Origin of the sequence: Microtetraspora malaysiensis (assembly GCF_050947145.1) — a bacterium.
Classification (GTDB): Bacteria; Actinomycetota; Actinomycetes; order Streptosporangiales; family Streptosporangiaceae; genus Microtetraspora_A; species Microtetraspora_A malaysiensis.
In genome coordinates, this window is sequence record NZ_CP191998.1 from 4,560,296 (window position 1) to 4,578,429 (window position 18,134).

Consider the following 18,134-nt stretch of genomic DNA (forward strand, 5'->3'; position numbering starts at 1 on the left):
CCAGCGAGTCCGCCAGCTCCGGATAGCTCCACAAGGGGCTGGTGAAGTCATAGGCCTGACCCAGGTGGCCCTCGGGCTGAGACAATGATCATAGAGTCCCCTTAACGAAGATCACCCCAGCCGCCGTCCCGCAGGCCAACCGTCCACCGCCCGTTTTGATCCCGGCGTTCGCCGTCCATGGGCAGGGGTGCGCCGCGGTCAGCCGGCCACGTGTCATTCAAGGTCCGCAGCGGGCCCTTCGGCGTCGGGCGCCGTAGCAGCCGACCGGACGGCGGAACGGCGGGGACAGTTCCGAATCCCGCGGTCGTACGGGTGACCAGTTCAGACCCACAGCCGGAAAAGGTGGTTCCCCATGTTCAGCAGTGAGCGGTTGCAGGCAGCCCTGGAAGAGCTCGCCTGCGGCCGCGGGCCCGGCGTCTTCGCCCTCGTCGCGGACGGCGCAGATGTCGTGTTCGCCGGCAGCGTCGGCACTGCCGACCTGAACCGGCCGAGGGCGATCACCAGCGCGGACCGGTTTCGCATCGCCAGCGTGACCAAGGTCTATCTGGCCACCGTGATCCTCCAACTGGCGGCCGAGCAGCGATGCCACCTCACAGACAGCCTTGACGCCTGGCTGCCCGGCCTGGTGCCGGCGAGCGAAGGCATCACCCTGAACCACTTGCTGCGGATGCGCTCCGGTCTTCCCGATTACGTCTGGCCCGTGCTGGGCGATCCGCCCGATCCCGCACGCTTGCAGCGATACTTCGCCCCGCAGGAACTCGTCAGCACGGCGCTCGCCCAGCCTGATCGGTGGGCGCCGGGGAAAGGCCGGCGGTACTCCAACACCGACTACATCATCCTCGGCCTGATTGTTGAGGAGGTGACCCGGCAATCCCTGGCCGAGGTCTTTCGTCAGCGGATCTTTGCACCGCTTCATCTTGATTTGACCTACATGCCGGGAAGCGAGGTGCATATCGAGGGTCGTCACGTTCGCGGCTATGTGAGGCTCGACCAGGACGTGGGCTACATCGACTCCACCGAGTTCACGCCCTCGGAATCCTGGTCTGCCGGAGCCATCATCTCCACCCCCTCAGACCTCGCCGCCTTTCTCGATGCTTTGCTCGGCGGCCGCCTCCTTGAGCCGCGGTGGCTCGCTCTCATGCGAACGACGCCGGCGATCGGCGGAGACCTCAGTTACGGGATGGGGCTGGCGAGTTACACCCTTGGAAACGGGACCGCCCTCTACGGGCATGGCGGCACTCATTTCGGGGTGGACTGCTACGCGTTCCGCTCGGATGCCGGACGAACCGTCATCATCTATCAGAACAGCTGGGACCGCGTCGCCCGCGGCATCCCCCGGCAGAACCCGTTTCTCGAGGCAGCCTTCACAGCGTCAACTCGCGATTGACCCGATCTGCCGACGCCGGCCGTCGCGAGCGGCTCGGTGGACCCGCTGGGGCGGCCGGGAAGGGGCCGCGAGCGTGACTGGTGATCGTTAGGGTGATCGTCATGGCGCTGCTGTCCTACCTCAACGAGTTCAACCGGCGGCACCCGTGGAGCCACAACGACCACTACGGCCGCTGGGTCGCCGGCCAGGTGGTCGCATCCGGCGCGCGCCATGTCCTCGACGTCGGGTGCGGCACGGGCAACCTCGTCGCTCTGCTCCGCCGCCGTGGCGCCACCGTCACCGGGCTCGAGCCCGACCCCGCGACCGCCCACACCGTGGCGGAGCGCTTCACCGACGACCCCGTGGTCACCATCGTCCAGACCGGCTTCGCCGGGCGCGACCCGCACCGGCGCTGGGACGCCGTCACCCTCGTCGCCGTCCTGCACCACCTTCCGCTGGCGCCCACCCTGCGGGAACTGCGCGGCTGTCTCACCCCGGGCGGGCGCCTGGTGGTCGTCGGCTGCTACCGGGAGGCCGGCTCGGCCGACCTGCTCGCCTCCCTGCTTGCCGTGGCCGCCAACCCGATCATGGGGCTGGTCAAGCACCCGGCCCGCGCCGATGCGACGCCCTTGCACATGACGGCGCCCACCGCCGATCCGCAGGAGACCTTGGCCGAGATCCGGGCCGCGGCCGCACGGGAGTTGCCCGGCGCCCGGATCCGGCGTCGCCTGTTCTGGCGGTACACCCTGGTCTACGACGCCCCCACCGGGGGGTCCCGGTAGCCCGCTGGGCGGCCCACTCCGCCAGGGCCACGATGAGCGCCTCGCGGGTCGGCCCTGGTCGATGGACAAGCGGGCGGCGGCTTCTGGTGCGGGGGCGAGGAGATGTTCATCGGCTGGTCGACATGGCCGATCGGGATGGCGTTGTGGTCAGAGTGAGGCGCGCAGGTGTTTGACCGTTGCGGTGATCGGGGGCCTGGTGTCCCGGCGGCGCCAGGCCAGGACTGTCGTGCAGTGGTGGCCGCCGCGCAGGGGAACGATGACCACGCCGGACCGTGCGTAGTGCTGGTCGGTGCTCATCGACACCAGCGCGATCCCGACCCCGGCGGCGACCAACTCCAGGGTCTCCTCCAGGGCGCTGGACTCGGCCGCCACGTGCCCGCCGGTGGCACCGATCGCGGCCGGGGCGCGGAACTGGGCCCACTCGGGATCGGGTGATCTCGGCGTGACCCAGGCCAGTCCGTGCAGTTCGTCGGGGTGCAGGTCGTGCCGCGCGGCCAAGGGGTGAGCCACCGGCAGGGCGATGGCGCGGCGGTCGGTGGCCAGCGGGAGAGTCTCTAGTGCGTCGGTGGAGACCGGTGGCCAGATGACGGCCAGGTCGCTGTCCCCGGTGAGTAGGCCGCAGGTCGGGTCGTCGAAGTCGAATCTGCGTAGTGCCAGACGGATTTCGGGCTGTTCACGCAACACGTTGATCACCGTGCTGGTGCGTGTCCCGGCGGCCTCGCCCATGAACCCCAAAGTCAGATCCGACGGGTCGGCCCCGGAGAGCGCGGCCTCCACCTCATCCAGCGCGGCCAACGCCGGCAACGCCCTTTCCAGGACGCGCCGGCCATGCGAGGTCAAAGTGATGCCCGCCTGCTCTCGTCGCAGCAGGGGCTGGCCTCCGCGGGACTCCAGGCGGGCGACGGCGGTGCTGACGCTGGGCTGGCTGACACCCAGCGTCTCGGCGGCGGCGGTGAACGATCCCGTCCGCGCGACCGCCGCGAACGCGCGCAGAGCCGAGACGGTGACACGCGACGACTCGCCCATAACCTAAGGCTATAAGTATGTGGTCGGACTATTGGACTGTCCGCAACGACGTGCCGAGACTGGCGCAGTGATCAAACTCAATGGTTCTGACCTGCGCTTGGCCATAGGGGCCAGCGTCGGCGCCGCCGTGTACTCGGCGGTGTTCGGAGCGCTCGCCGTCCAGAACGGCTGGTCGGTGGCGCAGGCGGTGGCGGCCAGCGTCGTCATCCATGCCGGAGGTGCCCAGCTCGTCGGGCTGGCAGCGCTCGGCGCGGGTGCCGCACCGCTGACCGCGGTCGCCGCCGGAACCCTGGTGAACATGAGGCTGGGAGTGTTCGGATTCGCGTTGGGTGACGTGTTCGCCTCATGGCGAGGACGGTTCAGCGCCGCCCACCTGGTCTCCGACGAGTCCGCCGGGACCGCACTGACCCGCGCCACACCCGCGGAACGACGGCGGACCTTCGTGGTCGTCGGCCTGATCCTGTTCACCGGCTGGACGACCGGGACGCTGATCGGCGCCGTCTTCGGGGCGACGCTCCCCGACCAGGTGCGCGGCATCCTCGACTCGGCCGCGGCAGCGGTCTTCGCGGCCCTGGTGGTCCCTCTGATCCACGGCCGCCGCGAGCTGGCGTTGGCGCTGTTGGCGTTCGTCGTGGCCCTGGGAGCGGTGGCCCACGTGCCTCCCGGCGTCCCGGTACTGCTGAGTGCGCTGATGGTGGTGCCCGCCGCGCTGATCCGGAAAAGGAGCGTGGCGCGATGACCGTGTGGCTGTTCATCGGTGGTCTGGCGGCCACGACCTTCCTGGTCCGGCTCGGCGGGGTGGTGCTGGCTGCGCGCGGCGGCAGAAAGGCCGACTCCGGCACCGGCATGGTGGCGTTGCTTCCGGTCGCGCTGCTGGCGGCTGTCGCGGCCACGCAGGTGGTCCCCAAAGGGCACCTCGAACCCCATCTGCTGGCAGCGGCGGTCGCCGCGGGCCTGGCCAGCACACGGCTGGGTTTCCTGCCGGCGGTGCTGGTCGGAGGGGCGGCGGGGGCACTTGTCAGCCTCATCTGACCACGCAGCCGCACGCCTCCCTTGCACAGGAGCGGGCACTCCTCAGCCGCCGCGCCGCCAAGAGGCTGGACGCCGACATTGGCCGGGGCAGACCGAGAAGGCGTCAGCTTCTCAGCCCTGAAAGGGCCGAGCTTGCAGCTCCTCGCCGTACCTGACGGGTACGGGTCAGGCCGCGTCGTCGGCAGCGTGACTCACTGCCCAGCCCGCGACACCGCGCGAGGCGATGTTGCGAGCTGCGTTGACGTCGGCGTGCTCAGCGAAGCCGCACGACGTACAGGAGAAGGTTGCCTGGTCGGTCCGGTTGGCCTTGTCCACGTGCCCGCAGGCCGAGCAGGTCTGGGAGGTGTAGGCCGGATCCACACGGATCACGGCGACCCCGTGCCGGGCCGCCTTGTAAGCGATGAACGACCCGAGTTGGTGGAAACTCCACGAATGCAGCGTGACCCGCTGGGGCTTGCGGAGCCGTACCCGGTCACGGATCCCGCCCAGGTCTTCCAGGGCGATGCCGCGTCCGGTGCGTTCTGCCTCGGCCACGATGCGTTTGGCGATGGTGTGGTTGGTGTCGGCGGCGAACCGTGCCTCCCTGCGGCGCTTCTTCAGCAGCCGTTTGGCGGATGTGGTGGCCTTGGCCTGCAACCTGCGGCGTAGCTCCCGGTTGCGGTGGCGGACCGCGTTCAGGCCCTTGCCGCAGTGGCGGGCGCCGTCGCTGGTGGTGGCGATGTTGGCGATGCCCAGATCCACCCCTACGAACCCGTCCGGTGCGGTGACCGGAACATCAGGGATCTCACAGGTCGCGTACAGAAACCACATGCCGTCCCGGCAGACCAGGTCGGATTCGCCCTTCCGGCACACCGCGAGTGTTTGGAGTTGGCCGGGCGAGCCGATGAACGCGACATTCTTCAGCCAGCCGGTCGTGCTCCAGATCGACACCGTGGCAGCCGTGTGGTCCCACGACAGGCAGCGGTCGTCGAACGGCTGCGCGGCATCGGCGCGGAAGGCGATCGGTTTGCTCTCGGCCCGGATGCGGCGCGCACAGCCTTGCGGTCCCAGGTTCCCCGCACGGATGCCTGCTTTCAGGGTGGTGTAGGCGTCGGCGACCTTCTTGATCACATGCTGGGCGGCTTGCGCCCCCAGCCCGCGTGCTTTCACCTCGCGGTAGGTGTGCTTGCGCAGCGCGTACTCACGCCGGTCCCCGGTCGTGAACGCGGTCACCGAGGCGAAGTTCGCCGCGTCGTTGCAAGCGCGCAGGGTCGCCTCCAGCGCCGCCGCCTGCTTGGGCGTGGGCAGGAGTCTCACCTGCACCACCAGCTTCACATCGAACACATTATCGGTTGGGTCGTGTCGCCGTGATGGAAACCGAATCCGGATATCCGCGGACGTCGCAGTGTGGTCTACAGGTCTACGGCCTCCACGCGCATTCGGTCTTCCCTACCAAGTGCCGGAGGCGGCCATTCCTGGTCACCGTCGCACTTCGCGGCGTCCTGCGGCGACGGTTCACTGTCGATCATCAAGGAGTACATCGAGAACCAGAAACGCCCGGACTAGCGTGCCGGGTGGCCCGGAGGGATCTCACCTCCGGGCCACCCGGCGGACTAGCGTCCGGGCGAGGCGAGGGAAGCGATTCCTCCCGGGCGTGAACGCCCGGGGTTCCTCGCTATATACCGCTGAAGTGACCGATGTGCTCACGCGCGTTCCTCGTCGTACCCCTCGTCGCGGGGCGCGCGTACCTGCCCCATCACCTGATCGGCCGGCCGGTTCATGAGTCCTCCTTCTCGCCGCCGAGCCGGGTGGCCAGGAACCGGCCGGCACGCTCCAGCGCCGCTGCCGCCTCGGCCGATTCGTCGTCGAGCTGGAACACGTGCGGTTGACGGGGAACAACCTCCAACGTCACCGCGACCTCGTCGGCCCCGGCACGTCCGGCCAGCCGTACAGCGTCGTCCAGCAGGAGCTCGCTCGAGCCGACCTGGATCAGCAGGGGCGGCAGCCCGGTGAGATCGGCGAAGACCGGGCTCGCCTCAGGCGCCGCACCGTCACCGCCGGCGAGGTACCGATCGAAGAGCCACTTGAGATCGGCCGGAGCGAAGAACGGGTCCACCCCGTCCTTGGACCGCATGCTCGCGCCGCTGAGGGTCAGATCGACCGCCGGCGAGAACAGGACCGCCGCCGCCGGCATCGGCAGGCCCGCGTCCCGGGCGCGCATCATGGTGACGACGGCCAGGGCGGCACCGGCCGAGTCGCCCGCGACCACCAGCCGCTGCGGGTCGACACCGGAGTCCAGCAGGTCGCGGTAGGCCGCCAGGCAGTCATCGGGTGCGGCCGGGAACGCATGCTCGGGCGCCAGCCGGTAGTCGAGCGAGACCGCCCGGCCGTCCAGGTGCCGCAGCAGCGCGGCGGTGAGGTGGGCGGTGACCCGCGCCGACCCGACCACGAACCCACCGCCGTGGAGATACAGCAGCACGTCCTCGCCCGCCGTGCCCGGCGCCGTGGTCCGCAGCTCCAGTGCCGGCCGCCCGCCGAGTGTCGTCGCCGACGAGTCGACGTCCGCAGGCAAGGGCCGGGTGAACATCGCCGCGAACTGCTCGCGCCGTTCGGCAATGTTGGGCATTTCGTCCTCCAGAATTAGTCAGGTCGCCTTACAGTCAGGTGACCTTACCATGCTGGATGATACTGTCAAGCGGCCTGACGAACTCGCCCGAAAGAAGGACCGCACGACGATGACGACGCGTTCAGAACGCGGGAGCGGCAACCCGAAGCTGCCACTCCCCACCCTGCTCACGCAGGTCAGAGACATCGCGCTTGAGGGACTTCACCAGCAATTGGCCGACGAAGGGTTCGAGGGGATCCGGTTCGTCCACGGCTCGGTCTTCCGGAACATCGACGCCGAAGGTTCGCGGCTGACCACGCTCGCCGAACGCTCCGGACTCACCAAGCAGGCGATCGGTGAACTTGTCGGCGACCTGGAGGATCACGGTTACCTCGAGCGGGTCGCCGACGAGGCCGACCGCCGCGCGAAGATCATCCGGCTCACTGACCAGGGCAGGATGGCCCAGGCCGCAGCCGCCCGGATCCTCGCGGACGTCGAGCAGCGATGGTCCCGGCTTGTCGGCAGGGACCAGATCGCCATGCTGCGGCGCGCTCTGGAACAGGTCATCGCCCTCGAAGCGGTTGGCACTCCGACCGTGTCCCCCCAGCAGTAGGCGTGCCGGTACGGCGCCGGGTGTCCTGCGCCGGGGTGTACGGGTGGATCGCCCGGTCGGCGTGCTGCCGCGCCCCCGGCATGGGCGCGTCCCCAGAAAGACGTTGGACGACGGCACCCACACCGTCGAAGCGATCGCACAGACCTTCCACGGTCCCCACCGGGCGCGGCGGGGCTTGACGCCGGGATCTGCCCGCTGACCCAGCCGCCATTCTCAGATCATGCGTCGTAGCGCGGTCTCCACCGCATCGATCAGGGGATCACCTTCGGTCGGTGGGTGCCGTACGAGACCGAGCTCGACGTCCGGCAGGGTGGGCAGGGCGTCCGCGTTGTGGCAGGCCATGGCTGGTTCGAGGTTTGCGGGCATGAGCGCCGCGACGCCGAGCCCGGCCCGTACCGCGGCGAGGACACCGACCAGGCTGTTGCTTTCGAACGCCACCCGCCAGCGCCGATCGGCACGTTCCATCGTTTCCAGCACTGACGTGCGCCAGGAGCACGGGTTCGAGAACAGCACCACCGGCAGCGGGTCGGCAGTCACGTCCACCCCCTGGCCGATCGCCCAGACCAGCGGGCGGCGTACCGTCCAGCGCGGCGGCCCGGGAACGTCCGGCACCGCGTCGAGCACGAGTTGGACGCGGCCCGCGTCGTAGGCCTCCCGCATCGCGGCGTTGGAAAGGCTCAGCACCTCCAACGTCGCGCCGGGGTGCAGCCGGGCGAGGTCGGCGAGGGCCTGCGGAAGCCGGGACGCGGCAAGGTCTTCAAGCAGCCCGATGCCGCAGTGGCCGGTAAGCGCGCGCCCGGTTTCGGTGAGTGCCTGTGCGGAGAGCGTGAGAATGCGTTCGGCGTACGGCAGGAGCTCCTCACCCGCCCGCGTCGGCGAGACGCCAGATGGCGACCGGTGCAGCAGCGGACGGCCGACGACGCTCTCGAGCTTGCGCAACTGCTGGCTGAGCGCGGGCTGGGTGTGTCCGAGCGCGGTCGCGGCGCGGCTGATGCTGCCCGCCCGCACGGCGGTGACGAATGACCGCAGCAACGCGGTCTCAAGATCCCCAGCCATAAGTATTCATTATGCCATCTCCAACAAAATAACCACTTCCTATGGCACGGCAGAGGATCTAGCGTCACGCAGGTGACCAGCTACCGACAGGTACTCGCCGTGCCAGGAATGGCACCACTGCTGAGCATGTCGCTGCTCGCCCGTACCGCCATCACAGCATCTGTGATGGCGCTGACGATGTATGTCGTGCTGGGCCTGGACATGAGCTACGCGGCAGCGGGTGGCGTCGCGGCGGCTATGACCGCAGGGATGGCGCTGGGCGGGCCGCTGCTTGGCCGCATGATCGACTGGCGGGGTCCGCGCATCGTATTGCGGGTCACTGTCGTACTGCAGGTCGTGTTCTGGCTGAGCGTGCCGATAATGCCGTACGGGATCCTGCTGGTCGCCGCCTTCGCGGCGGGTCTGCTGCTGGTGCCGGCCTCGCTGGTGACCAGGCAGGCGATCGCCGCGATGACGACGGCGGGACAGCGCCGGGCCGCGTTCGCGCTGGAATCGGTGCAGGGCGAGCTGTCGTACATGGTGGGCCCACCGATCGTGATCCTCTGCGCGGCGAAGGTGTCCCCCGGCGTGGTGGCCTGGGGCGTCGGCGCCGCGATCGTGGCGGGTGGAGCGGGGATCGCCTTGCTCAACCCGCCGCTGCGTGCCGAGGACGAGGCGGAGGCCGACACGGCCGGCCGCCCCCGTCGCCGGGAGTGGCTGGGCCCGGACATGATCGCCGTGCTGGTGATGGCGTTCGGCGTCACGATGCTGCTCAGTGGTACCGACCTGGCCATCGTCGCCACCCTCGAAGAGGCGGGCCAGGTGTCCTGGGCCGCCGTGGTCGTGGCGGTGTACGGCGTAGCCTCCATCGTCGGTGGGCTGGTGTACGGCGCGCTCCCCCGGCCGCTGCCCACGTGGCTGCTGCTCGGTCTGCTCGGGCTGGCGACCATTCCTGCCGGGCTGGCCCACGATTGGCCCTGGTTGTGCGTGGCCGGTGTCGGTGCGGGGCTGCTCGCCGCGCCGACTCTTTCCACGGTGGCCGACGCGGTGAGCCGGCTCGCGCCCGCCAGCGTGCGTGGCGAAGCGACAGGGCTGCAATCCTCGGCGCTGAGCGCGGGTTTCGCGCTCGGGTCCCCGATCGTGGGGGGAGCGATCGACCTGTCGGTGCCGGCGGGCGGCTTCGCGGCGGCCGGGCTGGCCGGCCTCGCCGCCGCGCTGATCGGATGCCTGCTGTCCCGCCACTCGCCCGCCCGGACACGGTCTCCGCTCAGCGATCTCGGCCTCGCCGGAGCCCCGGACCTCGATCCGCCCGGGGCCGGCGCCCGGTCCGGCACATCTCGCCGCTCGTCGACGGCATCCCGATGACCAGGGAATCCCCATGCCCGGCCCAAGCCTCTTCGTAGATCTTTACGGGGCTGCCGCCGCGCGCCGGCGCCCGGCCGCCGATCTCTGCCCGCGGCATCGGGATCGGCGTACCCGCAGGGGGTTGCGCGCCCTGCGGCCGATCGTCGATCTCCCTGACCCTGAGGCCGGAACCCCATTAACCGATCATTACGGAACTATGTCCCAGTTTGTCCATGCTTGACCGATTTGGGTTCGTCTATTACTGTTCTGGGAACACGGCGCATACCTGACCTCTGCGCAGTATGCCTGCCCCATAACCGATCATGCGGTTGTCCTTTCCTGGACCTGACCGCTCGACCGCTGAGTCCGCGTCGTCGCGGAGCCGGGGACCCACCATCACTCTGGGGTGAATCGGTACAGCCGTACCGTAGGGCGACTTCCACGCCCGAACCCGTCAGCTAACCCGGTAGGCGGCTTGGAAGCAAGGGAGTAGACCCCCGTAATGCGAGCCCCTAAGACTCTTCTTCGTACTGCCCTGATCACCGGAATCCTCGCCGCCGGCACCGCCGTCCCCGTGACGATGGCCGCGGCCCACGCGGAGACCCTTCCGGCCGGCACGCAGGCGGCCAGCGTCAGCCCCCTCATGAAGAAGGCCGCCTCGCTGCCTAAGGTGAGCCCCGAGCAGCTCCTGAAGATCGCGCAGGACCAGGTCGGCGTCAGCGAGAACGCCAACGGCGGCGGCACCAAGTTCCACGAGTGGTACATGAGCTCGCAGCGGGCGAAGGAGACCGTCGCCCGTGACGGCGGCCACGTCAACGCCTACGCCAACGCCCCCTGGTGCGACATGTTCGTCTCCTGGGTCGGCGAGAAGGCGGGTCTGCGCCCGGTCCTCGGCTGGGACGCCTACACCGTCCAGCACGCCAAGTGGTTCCAGGACAACCACCGCTGGGGCAACAAGGCCACGCCCGGCGCGGTCGTGTTCTTCGACTGGAACGGCGGCAAGAGCATCTACGGCATCGACCACGTCGGCCTCGTCGTCAAGGACAACGGCGACGGCACCATCAAGACCGTCGAAGGCAACACCGGCAACGGCAAGGTCGAGATCCGCACCCGGCCGATGAGCCAGGTGACGGGCTTCGGCTACCCCGTCTACACCGCGTGATGTCCGTCTGACAGACGTGACCCCATGAACGCCCCCGGCAGACCGCCGGGGGCGTTCTGCTGTCCGGATCAGGAGGCGGAGATGCGCCGCACTCCACGGGCTGAACCCGGCCTCCGGCCGTCGTCGACCCCCGGGGAAGTAATCATGAGCCCGCTGTCGCCGTCCGTGCCGCCGGCGGATTGGACAAATGTTCCCGTCAGTCGGCTTTCAGCGGCCGGGTGGCATGCCGGGTCCCCGGAGGACGCCGACCTCCGCGGACGTTGGGGTGGCGCCGCAGTTGTCGCAGGTGAGGTGCTGGCGGAGGGGGCCGTCACAACCGTCGTGCCGGTAGATGATCGGCGGTCCGTCGGGGGCGGCCCAGCGGTCACCCCAGTGGGTGAGCGCGATGATCACAGGCTGGAGGTCCAGTCCTTTGTCGGTGAGGACGTACTCGTGCACCTCGGGGGCGTCCGGCTGAGGCCTGGTCTCCATCAGGCCGGCCTCGACGAACCGCTGCAGGCGGCTGGTCAGGATGTTCGGGGCGATGCGGAGCGCGCGCTGGAACTCTGTGAACCGGGTGGCGCCCGTGAACATCGCGTTGCGGATGATCAGCAGGCTCCAGCGCTCACCGACGATCTCCAGGGCGCGTGCCGCCGAACACACCTCGTTGTCGTACAACCTGCCGAGCATCAGGCACTCCTCACCGCCACGCAGGCAACTTGCATCACGCAACTGCGCGATCTAGATTGCTTTCATGATGCTAGTAGATCGGCATCTTCGTATCTCCACTGGAGGACACCATGCTGGTGAACAAGAACGCTGTCATTTACGGGGCCACCGGAGCGGTTGGCGGTGCTGTGGCCGAGACCTTCGCTCGGGAGGGAGCCCGCGTCTTCCTCACCGGACGTGATCTCGATCGGCTTGAGGTGCTGGCCGACAAGATTGTGAGCGCGGGCGGACAGGCCGAGTTCGCCCGCGTGGATGTCCTGGACCGCACGATGGTGGCCGACCACCTGGCCGAGGTGAGGCGCGCGGCCGGTCAGATCGACATCTCTTTCAACGCCACGGGCATATCGCACCGGGGTCTTCAGGGCACCCCCCTGGCCGACCTGCCAGAGCAGGATTTCAGCCGTCCGATCGACTTTTACACCAAAGCCCAGTTCATCACCGCGACGGCGGCGGCCCGGCACATGACCGAGCAGGGCTCCGGGGTGATCATGACGCTGTCCGCCACACCCGCGCGGCTGGCCGCCCCGCTCGTCGGCGGCATGGCCCCGGCCTGGGCCGCCATCGAGGCGTTCTCCCGCGTGCTGGCGGCCGAGCTGGGCCCGGCTGGCGTCCGGGTGGTGTGCCTGCGCTCCAACTCCATCCCCGAGACCCCTCTCATCGCCGAGGTCTTCTCCCTGATCGCCCCGACCGTCGGTCTCACGCCGGAGCAGTTCCAGGCCGGTGGCGAACAGGCCACCATGCTCAAGCGGCTGCCGACCCTGGCCGAGGTCGCCGACGTGGCGGCCTTCATGGCCTCCGACCGGGCCAGCGCGATGACCGGCGCGGTCGCCAATCTCAGCGCGGGCAGCGTCACCGACTGACCCGCTGTGCCACCCGACGGCCGCATCCTTTCGGACAGTCGACGGGGTCCGACCTTCCAGAGTGGGGGCCTGCCGGTGGGCCCCCACCGAGCCGCCTTGCGGGCGGGCCGGGGCGGCGGCCACACGACGGCGATGTCGTTGACCCTGCCGTAGTTGCCGGTGCCGGTCTTGTCGGCCACCTTCCAGCCCTTGGGCAGCCCGGCGCGGATGCGTTCATCACCGGTGGTGTTGCGTACGAGCCAGCCTTTGAGCAGGGCGCGCTTGTCGGCGGTCAGCGCGTCGCCGAGCACGAGTTCCCGGTAGTCGGACGCGATCGCCCGGGGAGTCGTGGTGTCGCGCGGGTCCTTCGGGCGATCGCTGTTCAGCTCGGGCTCGTAATTGTCCATGCGGCTGACACTGTCTCCCAGCTCCCGCAGGTACGCGGTCAACTTCCGGGGGCCGCCGATGTCGCGCATCAGCAGGTTTCCGGCCGTGCCGTCGCTGTAGCGGATGGCAGCGTCACACAGTTGCCTGATGGTCATTCCGGTCGCGATGTGATCCCGGGTGATCGGCGAGATGGAGTTGACGTCGGCCTCGGTGTACGTGACGCGCGTGTCCAGGTGGCTGAGCGGGTTTCGGTGCAGGACCGCCGCCGCGGCGAGGGCCTTGAAGGTGGAGCAGAACGCGAACCGCTCGTCCGCGCGGTAGGCGACGGTGACGCCGGTGCCGGTGTCCAGGGCGTACACGCCCAGGCGAGCGCCGTGCTTGCGCTCGAGCGCTCTCAACCGCGAAACGTCCGGCGATTCGGCAGGGCGGGGAGTCGGGGTCGGGGACGGCTCGGAGGCCGTAGAACCGGCGGTGGGGCGACCGGGCGCCGGGGACGACGCGGACGCCGAGCGGTCACCTGCGTCGCACCCTGCCACCGGCAGGAGAGCCGCGGCCACCAGCAAAGCGCGGCGCGAGAGGCCGGACCGCTCGTCGGACATTCGGTGGAACCTGCTTTCGCTCGCCCGGGTCGCTACCCGATCTCTGGTGGATCGGATGCCGCCCAGCAGACCAGAACCGATCACGCGGTGTCCAATATTGCTATCGGTCCCGAATCGATCGGGTAATCAATATCGCAGCTGGTCAGGCGGTATTTGGTAACCGGCGGGCGATACGAAAGTCGCGGCTCGTCCGTCTTCGGTCGCGGACGTGGCCGTCGAAACGGCGACTTCCGGCGGGGTGACGAGCGTCCGCGGGCCGATCCGCCGCCGCGCCGCGGCTTTCTAAGGTTGCCTCATGCGTCATGCCATCCAGCTCTTCGGGCTCTATCTGGTCGTCGCGGGCATCAGCGGAACGATCGACCGCCTTGCCGCGCAGCCGTTCCTCGGTGCGATCCTCAACTACTTCAACCGCGTCATCGTCCCGCGGGTGGACCTGTTCACCGGGTATGAGGTCTACGCGAACCTGGGCCTCGCGCTCCTCGGCGGCGTCATCGTCGTCGCGGCGGACGACCGCAGGACGGCCTGACGGGGGCCGGTCGGCGTTCACCGCGCTCCCCCGCGCCGGCTGAGTCTCATCACGTCAGGAGGGTGCGCCAGCGGTCGGCAGACTCGATCATGTCCAGACTGACGCGTTCCAGGAACGACGCTGTTTTGGCCAGCCGTTGCCCCACGGGGCTGTCGAGCCCGAAGGTCTCGGCCGCCGCCATCGTGGCCCGCACCGTCTCGAGGGTCTGCCGCCTACTGATCAGGATGGAGTGGTACCAGGCGTCGTTGTCGATCACGTAGATGTCGCGAGGGTGCTGCGGATCGCGCTCACGCCGGGCATACCCCTGCTGGATCAGGTAGTTCACGGCCACGGAGACGGCGGCCGGGCTGACGTTCAGCGCGCGGGCCAGTTCGGCGGCGGTGCGCCTGCCGTCCTTGGACAGCATCAGGTCGTGGTGCACGCGCGCGGCCGTCCTCGGCATCCCCGCCCTGACCGCCATCTCGACGGTCTCCTGTTCCAGCCGGGGTGGCTGACAATGCCGCGCCGACTCACTAGACAGGGCCGGGCGGTGCGGGTGCCTATCGTGTCGTGAGGCTCACCGGCACCGAGGCGTGTCACGCCACTCTTACGTGGCCGTTGTCGCCTTTCGGCCTGGTCGTCGACGCTACTTGCCGGCGCTTCCGGTCTCGCCAAGATCAGCGGGTTACGGCGGTCTCCCGCTCCACACGCGACAGCTTCTCGGGATTGCGCACGTGGTAGGCGCCGGTGACGTAGCCGTTCTCCACACGCACCGCCACGACGCCGTCGATCTCCCCGTCGACTCGTACGAGCAGCCCCGGCCCACCGTTGATCTGTACCGGCTCGACCGACCTTTCGGCGTCGCGCCTCCACCAGCCGGCGGCCAGCAAGCGAGCCACCTGGCCGGCCCCCACGACGGGCCGCAGCAGGGCGTGTTTGACTCCGCCGCCATCGCTCAGGGCGACGACGTCCGGCGCGAGGATGTCGAGCAGGCTCTGCAGGTCGCCGGTTTCGACCGCTCGTTGGAAGGCCTGGATCGCGGCTCGGGTCTCGGCCGGGGAGGCGATGCCGCGTGGTCGGCGCACGGCGACATGTGCCCGCGCCCGGTAGGCGATCTGGCGGACCGCGGCCGGGCTCTTGTCGACGGCTTCGGCGATCTCGTCATAGTCCAGATCGAACACCTCGCGCAGGACGAACACCGCCCGCTCGATCGGCTGAAGCGTCTCCAGCACCAGCAGCATCGCCATTGAGACGCTCTCGGCGAGCTCGACGTCCTCGGCCACATCAGGCGCGGTCAGCAACGGCTCAGGCAACCACGGCCCGACGTAGGACTCCTTACGCCGGCTGAGCGCACGCAGCCGGTCCAGCGCCTGCCGGGTGACGATCCGCACCAGGTAGGCCCGCTCCTCCCGCACGGTGCCGAGATCGACGTTCGCCCATCGCAGCCAGGTCTCCTGCAGGACGTCTTCGGCGTCGGAGGCGGAACCGAGCATCTCGTAGGCAACGGTGAACAGCAGGTTGCGGTGGGCGACGAACGCCTCGGTGGTGGAGTCCACGGAGTCCACGGAGTCGACTCGGTCGGCACGATCGAGCGGCTCGGCCGGGTCCGCACTTCGTTCGCCGCGCTCGCTCATGCCCGGATCCTGCCTGTTCGCTCTCAGCACTGCCACACGCACAAGACGCCGGTCCCCATCGCTTTGTAACACCCACGGTAGGTGGCCTATGTCACATGGCCGCACTGTTACAGGGCTCGGGGCGCCGGCGTCTCGTGTTCGTCAGGACGCCGCGCGAACGATCCGTACGGCACTACGGCACGCACCATCACGAGTTGAGATTGAGCAGGGAAGACCTCACCATGTCCACACCCACGACGACCGGCACGACGACCAAGCAGGAGGCCCTGCGGTCGCGTATGCCCAACCCCCTCCCCTTCGTCCCCGAGATGGCGGTAGTCGGCGAAGGCCTGCACAAGGTCATCAAGAACGGCGCGATTCCGCAGGTCACCATCCACCTCCTGCAGCTGCGCGCCGGGCAGATGCTCGGCAGCACGTACTTCACCATCCGGGAAACCGGCAACCTCCGCAGGATCGGGGAGGCAGAGGAGCGCATCACCGCCGTGGCCACCTGGCGGGACGCCGCCTACTTCACCGACGCCGAACGGGTCGCGCTGGAGCTCGTGGAGGCGGTCCTCACCCCGAATCCGTCCGGGGAGCGCGTCCCCGATGAGCTGTACGCCAAGGCGTCCGCGCACTACGACGACAAGGCGATGTGGTCGCTCATCATGGCGATCGCCCACATCGGCTTCTTCACCCCCGCCGCTCTCATCGCCAAGCCGATCCCCGGCATGCCCCCCGGCCAGAACTACAGCGAGTAAGAAAGGCACACAGCATGAGCATCACCACGTTCGCGGTGGCGGGAGCAACCGGGCGGCTGGGCTGCCACGTCGTCGACGTCCTGGCTGAGAGGGGACGCCAGGTCGTGCCGATGTCCCGAGCCACCGGCGTGGACATCATCACCGGTGATGGCCTCGCCGAGGCCCTCACCGGGGTCGAGGCCATCATCGACGTCGCCTCGTGGCACGCCTCCGACCAGGAGGCGGCGACGGAGTTCTTCCGCACGTCGGCCCGCAATCTGCAGGAGGCGGGTCAGAAGGCGGGGGTCGCCCAGATCGCCGTGGCGTCCATCATCGGCGTCGACAAGGCCACCGCCGGTTTCGTCGCCGCCAAGAAGGTGCACGAGGAACTCCTCCTGTCCGGCCCGCTCCCCGTCCGCATTCTGCGGGCCGCACAGTTCCACGAGTTCGTCGGTCAGCTCCTGGACTGGCAGCACGGCGGCGACGTCGCCTACGTCCCGGCCCTGCCCACCCAGCTCGTGGCCTGCCGCACCGTGGCCGAGGAACTGGTCGACCTGGCCCTCGACCCCGACGCGCCCGTCCCGGGAACACCGATCCCCGAGATCGCCGGCCCCCGCAGGGAGACCATGGCGGAGGCGGCCCGACTCGTCGGCGCCCGCCGAGGCATCAAGGTCGTCGGCGTCGACGGGTCCGGCATGCCCGATGCCGAGATCGCCGCCAACGGCGGGTTCCTGCCCAGCCCGCACGCCAAGCTCGCCGGACCCACCTTCCAGGAGTGGCTCGACGCCCAACCCTGAGCCGGCCGTACGGCACGGCCTTGCCCTTGTTCTCGGAACTCCACGGCCCGGAGCCTCCGAGAACAAGGGCTTTCGCTCCAGCGGATCGGTCAGGAAGCGCTGTGAGCGCCACTCGATGACAGCTCCTCACATGCCGATCAATATGGTGAAATAACGATCAAGCGACATCCCGCGTAGGGACACGCCACCCAGGCCGCAAGCCCGGTGCGGGGACGACGACGGTGACAGCCGGAAAGGCAGTGTCAATGTCCAGCGCGCAGTTGTACGACACCATCGGAGCCACCTACACCGTGACGCGGCGCACTGAACCGCGCATCGCCGCGCGGATCTGGGCTGCGCTCGGGGATGCCCGGACGGTACTGAACGTCGGGGCGGGCACCGGGTCCTACGAGCCCTCCGACCGCCACGTCCTCGCGGTGGAACCGTCGGCGCTCATGCGTTCGCAGCGCCTTCCGGACGCGGCGCCGTGCCTGGTTGGATCTGCCGAGAACCTGCCGTTCGACGACCAGTCCTTCGACGCCGCGATGGCTGTTTCCTCCGTTCATCACTGGCAGGACCCGATTGCCGGCCTGCGTGAGATGCGGCGGGTTGCTCGCCGCGTGGTGGTGTTCACGCACGACACCAGTGACACCGGATGGCGTCATCGGTTCTGGCTTACTCGCGACTACCTGCCTGAGGTCGCGGACCTCCTTGCCGGCCGGCCTTCGGTGACCGAGCAGGCCCGCGCGATCGGAGCCCGGATGGAACCGGTGCTCATCCCGTGGGACTGCGCTGACGGCTTCTTCGAGGCCTACTGGCGCCGGCCCGAGGCATACCTGGACGAGAACGTCCGTCGCGGGGTATCGGTCTGGGCCAGAGTCGGGCCGGACGCCGAGCAGCGCGCAGTGCACAGCCTCCGGGACGATCTCGCATCCGGTCGGTGGGCCGAACGCAACCCCGACCTCGTCGATCTCGACGCGGCAGAGCTTGGCCTTCGCCTGCTGATCGCCTGAACCCGCGCCG

20 protein-coding genes, 1 pseudogene and 1 riboswitch are annotated in these 18,134 nt (G+C 69.1%); of the genes and pseudogenes, 13 read left to right on the forward strand and 8 right to left on the reverse strand.

Annotated elements, in window-relative coordinates; translation table 11 throughout:
- The first annotated feature begins 352 nt into the window (after window positions 1-352).
- Window positions 353-1,387 (forward strand): serine hydrolase domain-containing protein, encoded by a 1,035-nt coding sequence (locus ACQP1V_RS21590; protein WP_433425711.1) that lies wholly within the window; start codon window positions 353-355, stop codon window positions 1,385-1,387.
- Between the two features lie 101 nt (window positions 1,388-1,488).
- Window positions 1,489-2,148: a class I SAM-dependent methyltransferase gene (locus tag ACQP1V_RS21595; protein ID WP_433425713.1), complete on the forward strand. Its 660-nt coding sequence runs from the start codon at window positions 1,489-1,491 to the stop codon at window positions 2,146-2,148.
- Between the two features lie 147 nt (window positions 2,149-2,295).
- Here ACQP1V_RS21595 and ACQP1V_RS21600 read toward each other — a convergent pair whose 3' ends face one another.
- Window positions 2,296-3,174 carry a LysR family transcriptional regulator gene (locus ACQP1V_RS21600; RefSeq protein ID WP_433425715.1) on the reverse strand — a complete coding sequence of 293 codons (879 nt, stop codon included), beginning with the start codon at window positions 3,172-3,174 and terminating at the stop codon, window positions 2,296-2,298.
- 67 nt (window positions 3,175-3,241) lie between these two features.
- Here ACQP1V_RS21600 and ACQP1V_RS21605 point away from each other — a divergent pair, with 67 nt between their 5' ends.
- Entirely contained in the window at window positions 3,242-3,913 is a 672-nt protein-coding gene (locus ACQP1V_RS21605; RefSeq protein WP_387409867.1) for an AzlC family ABC transporter permease, read from the forward strand.
- The gene (locus ACQP1V_RS21610; RefSeq protein ID WP_433425718.1) at window positions 3,910-4,206 is read left to right on the forward strand and encodes an AzlD domain-containing protein; all 297 of its coding nucleotides are present in this window, start codon (window positions 3,910-3,912) and stop codon (window positions 4,204-4,206) included. Before ACQP1V_RS21605 ends, ACQP1V_RS21610 begins: the two co-directional genes overlap by 4 nt.
- Window positions 4,207-4,371: 165 nt before the next feature.
- Here the strand turns inward: ACQP1V_RS21610 and ACQP1V_RS21615 are convergent, their stop codons facing one another.
- The gene (locus ACQP1V_RS21615; RefSeq protein WP_433425720.1) at window positions 4,372-5,520 is read right to left on the reverse strand and encodes an RNA-guided endonuclease InsQ/TnpB family protein; all 1,149 of its coding nucleotides are present in this window, start codon (window positions 5,518-5,520) and stop codon (window positions 4,372-4,374) included.
- Window positions 5,521-5,592: 72 nt separating this feature from the next.
- On the opposite strand from ACQP1V_RS21615, the gene ACQP1V_RS21620 reads away from it, so the two are divergent.
- Window positions 5,593-5,751 (forward strand): transposase, encoded by a 159-nt coding sequence (locus ACQP1V_RS21620; RefSeq protein WP_433411875.1) that lies wholly within the window; start codon window positions 5,593-5,595, stop codon window positions 5,749-5,751.
- A gap of 211 nt (window positions 5,752-5,962) precedes the next feature.
- On the opposite strand, the gene ACQP1V_RS21625 is transcribed toward ACQP1V_RS21620, so the two are convergent.
- Window positions 5,963-6,811: an alpha/beta hydrolase gene (locus ACQP1V_RS21625; RefSeq protein ID WP_433425722.1), complete on the reverse strand. Its 849-nt coding sequence runs from the start codon at window positions 6,809-6,811 to the stop codon at window positions 5,963-5,965.
- Between the two features lie 49 nt (window positions 6,812-6,860).
- Here ACQP1V_RS21625 and ACQP1V_RS21630 point away from each other — a divergent pair, with 49 nt between their 5' ends.
- Complete coding sequence (locus ACQP1V_RS21630) at window positions 6,861-7,403, forward strand: MarR family winged helix-turn-helix transcriptional regulator (protein ID WP_433425724.1); 543 nt, start codon at window positions 6,861-6,863, stop codon at window positions 7,401-7,403.
- A 213-nt stretch (window positions 7,404-7,616) separates the two neighbouring features.
- On the opposite strand, the gene ACQP1V_RS21635 is transcribed toward ACQP1V_RS21630, so the two are convergent.
- Window positions 7,617-8,459 carry a LysR family transcriptional regulator gene (locus ACQP1V_RS21635; protein ID WP_433425726.1) on the reverse strand — a complete coding sequence of 281 codons (843 nt, stop codon included), beginning with the start codon at window positions 8,457-8,459 and terminating at the stop codon, window positions 7,617-7,619.
- Between the two features lie 72 nt (window positions 8,460-8,531).
- On the opposite strand from ACQP1V_RS21635, the gene ACQP1V_RS21640 reads away from it, so the two are divergent.
- Both ACQP1V_RS21640 and ACQP1V_RS21645 read left to right on the forward strand, forming a co-directional pair.
- Window positions 8,532-9,803: an MFS transporter gene (locus tag ACQP1V_RS21640; protein WP_433425728.1), complete on the forward strand. Its 1,272-nt coding sequence runs from the start codon at window positions 8,532-8,534 to the stop codon at window positions 9,801-9,803.
- 327 nt (window positions 9,804-10,130) lie between these two features.
- A riboswitch (cyclic di-AMP (ydaO/yuaA leader) is annotated at window positions 10,131-10,270 on the forward strand.
- A gap of 14 nt (window positions 10,271-10,284) precedes the next feature.
- On the forward strand, window positions 10,285-10,944 hold the full coding sequence (locus ACQP1V_RS21645) for a CHAP domain-containing protein (RefSeq protein WP_433411107.1): 660 nt from the start codon (window positions 10,285-10,287) through the stop codon (window positions 10,942-10,944).
- A 207-nt stretch (window positions 10,945-11,151) separates the two neighbouring features.
- Here ACQP1V_RS21645 and ACQP1V_RS21650 read toward each other — a convergent pair whose 3' ends face one another.
- Window positions 11,152-11,613 carry a winged helix-turn-helix transcriptional regulator gene (locus ACQP1V_RS21650; protein ID WP_433411109.1) on the reverse strand — a complete coding sequence of 154 codons (462 nt, stop codon included), beginning with the start codon at window positions 11,611-11,613 and terminating at the stop codon, window positions 11,152-11,154.
- Window positions 11,614-11,723: 110 nt separating this feature from the next.
- Here ACQP1V_RS21650 and ACQP1V_RS21655 point away from each other — a divergent pair, with 110 nt between their 5' ends.
- Window positions 11,724-12,512 (forward strand): SDR family NAD(P)-dependent oxidoreductase, encoded by a 789-nt coding sequence (locus ACQP1V_RS21655; RefSeq protein ID WP_433411111.1) that lies wholly within the window; start codon window positions 11,724-11,726, stop codon window positions 12,510-12,512.
- Window positions 12,513-12,625: 113 nt separating this feature from the next.
- Here the strand turns inward: ACQP1V_RS21655 and bla are convergent.
- Window positions 12,626-13,477, reverse strand: a pseudogene (gene bla, locus ACQP1V_RS21660) (class A beta-lactamase); the annotation flags it as partial.
- A gap of 295 nt (window positions 13,478-13,772) precedes the next feature.
- Between bla and ACQP1V_RS21665 the strand changes: the two are divergent.
- A complete protein-coding gene (locus ACQP1V_RS21665) occupies window positions 13,773-14,003 on the forward strand; it encodes a hypothetical protein (RefSeq protein WP_067127285.1) in 231 nt (76 codons plus the stop codon).
- Between the two features lie 49 nt (window positions 14,004-14,052).
- On the opposite strand, the gene ACQP1V_RS21670 is transcribed toward ACQP1V_RS21665, so the two are convergent.
- Both ACQP1V_RS21670 and ACQP1V_RS21675 read right to left on the reverse strand, forming a co-directional pair.
- Window positions 14,053-14,463 (reverse strand): GbsR/MarR family transcriptional regulator, encoded by a 411-nt coding sequence (locus tag ACQP1V_RS21670; RefSeq protein ID WP_433411113.1) that lies wholly within the window; start codon window positions 14,461-14,463, stop codon window positions 14,053-14,055.
- Window positions 14,464-14,659: 196 nt separating this feature from the next.
- Window positions 14,660-15,616 carry an RNA polymerase sigma-70 factor gene (locus ACQP1V_RS21675; protein ID WP_433411115.1) on the reverse strand — a complete coding sequence of 319 codons (957 nt, stop codon included), beginning with the start codon at window positions 15,614-15,616 and terminating at the stop codon, window positions 14,660-14,662.
- Between the two features lie 95 nt (window positions 15,617-15,711).
- Here ACQP1V_RS21675 and ACQP1V_RS21680 point away from each other — a divergent pair, with 95 nt between their 5' ends.
- From ACQP1V_RS21680 to ACQP1V_RS21690, 3 genes are all read left to right on the forward strand, one after another.
- The gene (locus tag ACQP1V_RS21680) at window positions 15,712-16,356 is read left to right on the forward strand and encodes a carboxymuconolactone decarboxylase family protein (protein ID WP_433411117.1); all 645 of its coding nucleotides are present in this window, start codon (window positions 15,712-15,714) and stop codon (window positions 16,354-16,356) included.
- 14 nt (window positions 16,357-16,370) lie between these two features.
- Window positions 16,371-17,132 (forward strand): SDR family oxidoreductase, encoded by a 762-nt coding sequence (locus tag ACQP1V_RS21685; RefSeq protein WP_433411120.1) that lies wholly within the window; start codon window positions 16,371-16,373, stop codon window positions 17,130-17,132.
- A gap of 245 nt (window positions 17,133-17,377) precedes the next feature.
- Window positions 17,378-18,124 (forward strand): class I SAM-dependent methyltransferase, encoded by a 747-nt coding sequence (locus ACQP1V_RS21690; protein ID WP_433411122.1) that lies wholly within the window; start codon window positions 17,378-17,380, stop codon window positions 18,122-18,124.
- Window positions 18,125-18,134: the final 10 nt, after the last annotated feature.

What these genes read in the sequence shown, in the direction of transcription:
- ACQP1V_RS21590 (WP_433425711.1), top strand. Translation starts at nt 353, where the DNA reads ATGTTCAGCAGTGAGCGGTTGCAGGCAGCCCTGGAAGAGCTCGCCTGC.
- ACQP1V_RS21595 (WP_433425713.1), top strand. Translation starts at nt 1,489, where the DNA reads ATGGCGCTGCTGTCCTACCTCAACGAGTTCAACCGGCGGCACCCGTGG.
- ACQP1V_RS21600 (WP_433425715.1), bottom strand. Translation starts at nt 3,174, where the DNA reads ATGGGCGAGTCGTCGCGTGTCACCGTCTCGGCTCTGCGCGCGTTCGCG.
- ACQP1V_RS21610 (WP_433425718.1), top strand. Translation starts at nt 3,910, where the DNA reads ATGACCGTGTGGCTGTTCATCGGTGGTCTGGCGGCCACGACCTTCCTG.
- ACQP1V_RS21625 (WP_433425722.1), bottom strand. Translation starts at nt 6,811, where the DNA reads ATGCCCAACATTGCCGAACGGCGCGAGCAGTTCGCGGCGATGTTCACC.
- ACQP1V_RS21630 (WP_433425724.1), top strand. Translation starts at nt 6,861, where the DNA reads ATGCTGGATGATACTGTCAAGCGGCCTGACGAACTCGCCCGAAAGAAG.
- ACQP1V_RS21635 (WP_433425726.1), bottom strand. Translation starts at nt 8,459, where the DNA reads ATGGCTGGGGATCTTGAGACCGCGTTGCTGCGGTCATTCGTCACCGCC.
- ACQP1V_RS21645 (WP_433411107.1), top strand. Translation starts at nt 10,285, where the DNA reads ATGCGAGCCCCTAAGACTCTTCTTCGTACTGCCCTGATCACCGGAATC.
- ACQP1V_RS21650 (WP_433411109.1), bottom strand. Translation starts at nt 11,613, where the DNA reads ATGCTCGGCAGGTTGTACGACAACGAGGTGTGTTCGGCGGCACGCGCC.
- ACQP1V_RS21655 (WP_433411111.1), top strand. Translation starts at nt 11,724, where the DNA reads ATGCTGGTGAACAAGAACGCTGTCATTTACGGGGCCACCGGAGCGGTT.
- ACQP1V_RS21665 (WP_067127285.1), top strand. Translation starts at nt 13,773, where the DNA reads ATGCGTCATGCCATCCAGCTCTTCGGGCTCTATCTGGTCGTCGCGGGC.
- ACQP1V_RS21670 (WP_433411113.1), bottom strand. Translation starts at nt 14,463, where the DNA reads ATGGCGGTCAGGGCGGGGATGCCGAGGACGGCCGCGCGCGTGCACCAC.
- ACQP1V_RS21675 (WP_433411115.1), bottom strand. Translation starts at nt 15,616, where the DNA reads ATGAGCGAGCGCGGCGAACGAAGTGCGGACCCGGCCGAGCCGCTCGAT.
- ACQP1V_RS21680 (WP_433411117.1), top strand. Translation starts at nt 15,712, where the DNA reads ATGGCCGCACTGTTACAGGGCTCGGGGCGCCGGCGTCTCGTGTTCGTC.
- ACQP1V_RS21685 (WP_433411120.1), top strand. Translation starts at nt 16,371, where the DNA reads ATGAGCATCACCACGTTCGCGGTGGCGGGAGCAACCGGGCGGCTGGGC.
- ACQP1V_RS21690 (WP_433411122.1), top strand. Translation starts at nt 17,378, where the DNA reads ATGTCCAGCGCGCAGTTGTACGACACCATCGGAGCCACCTACACCGTG.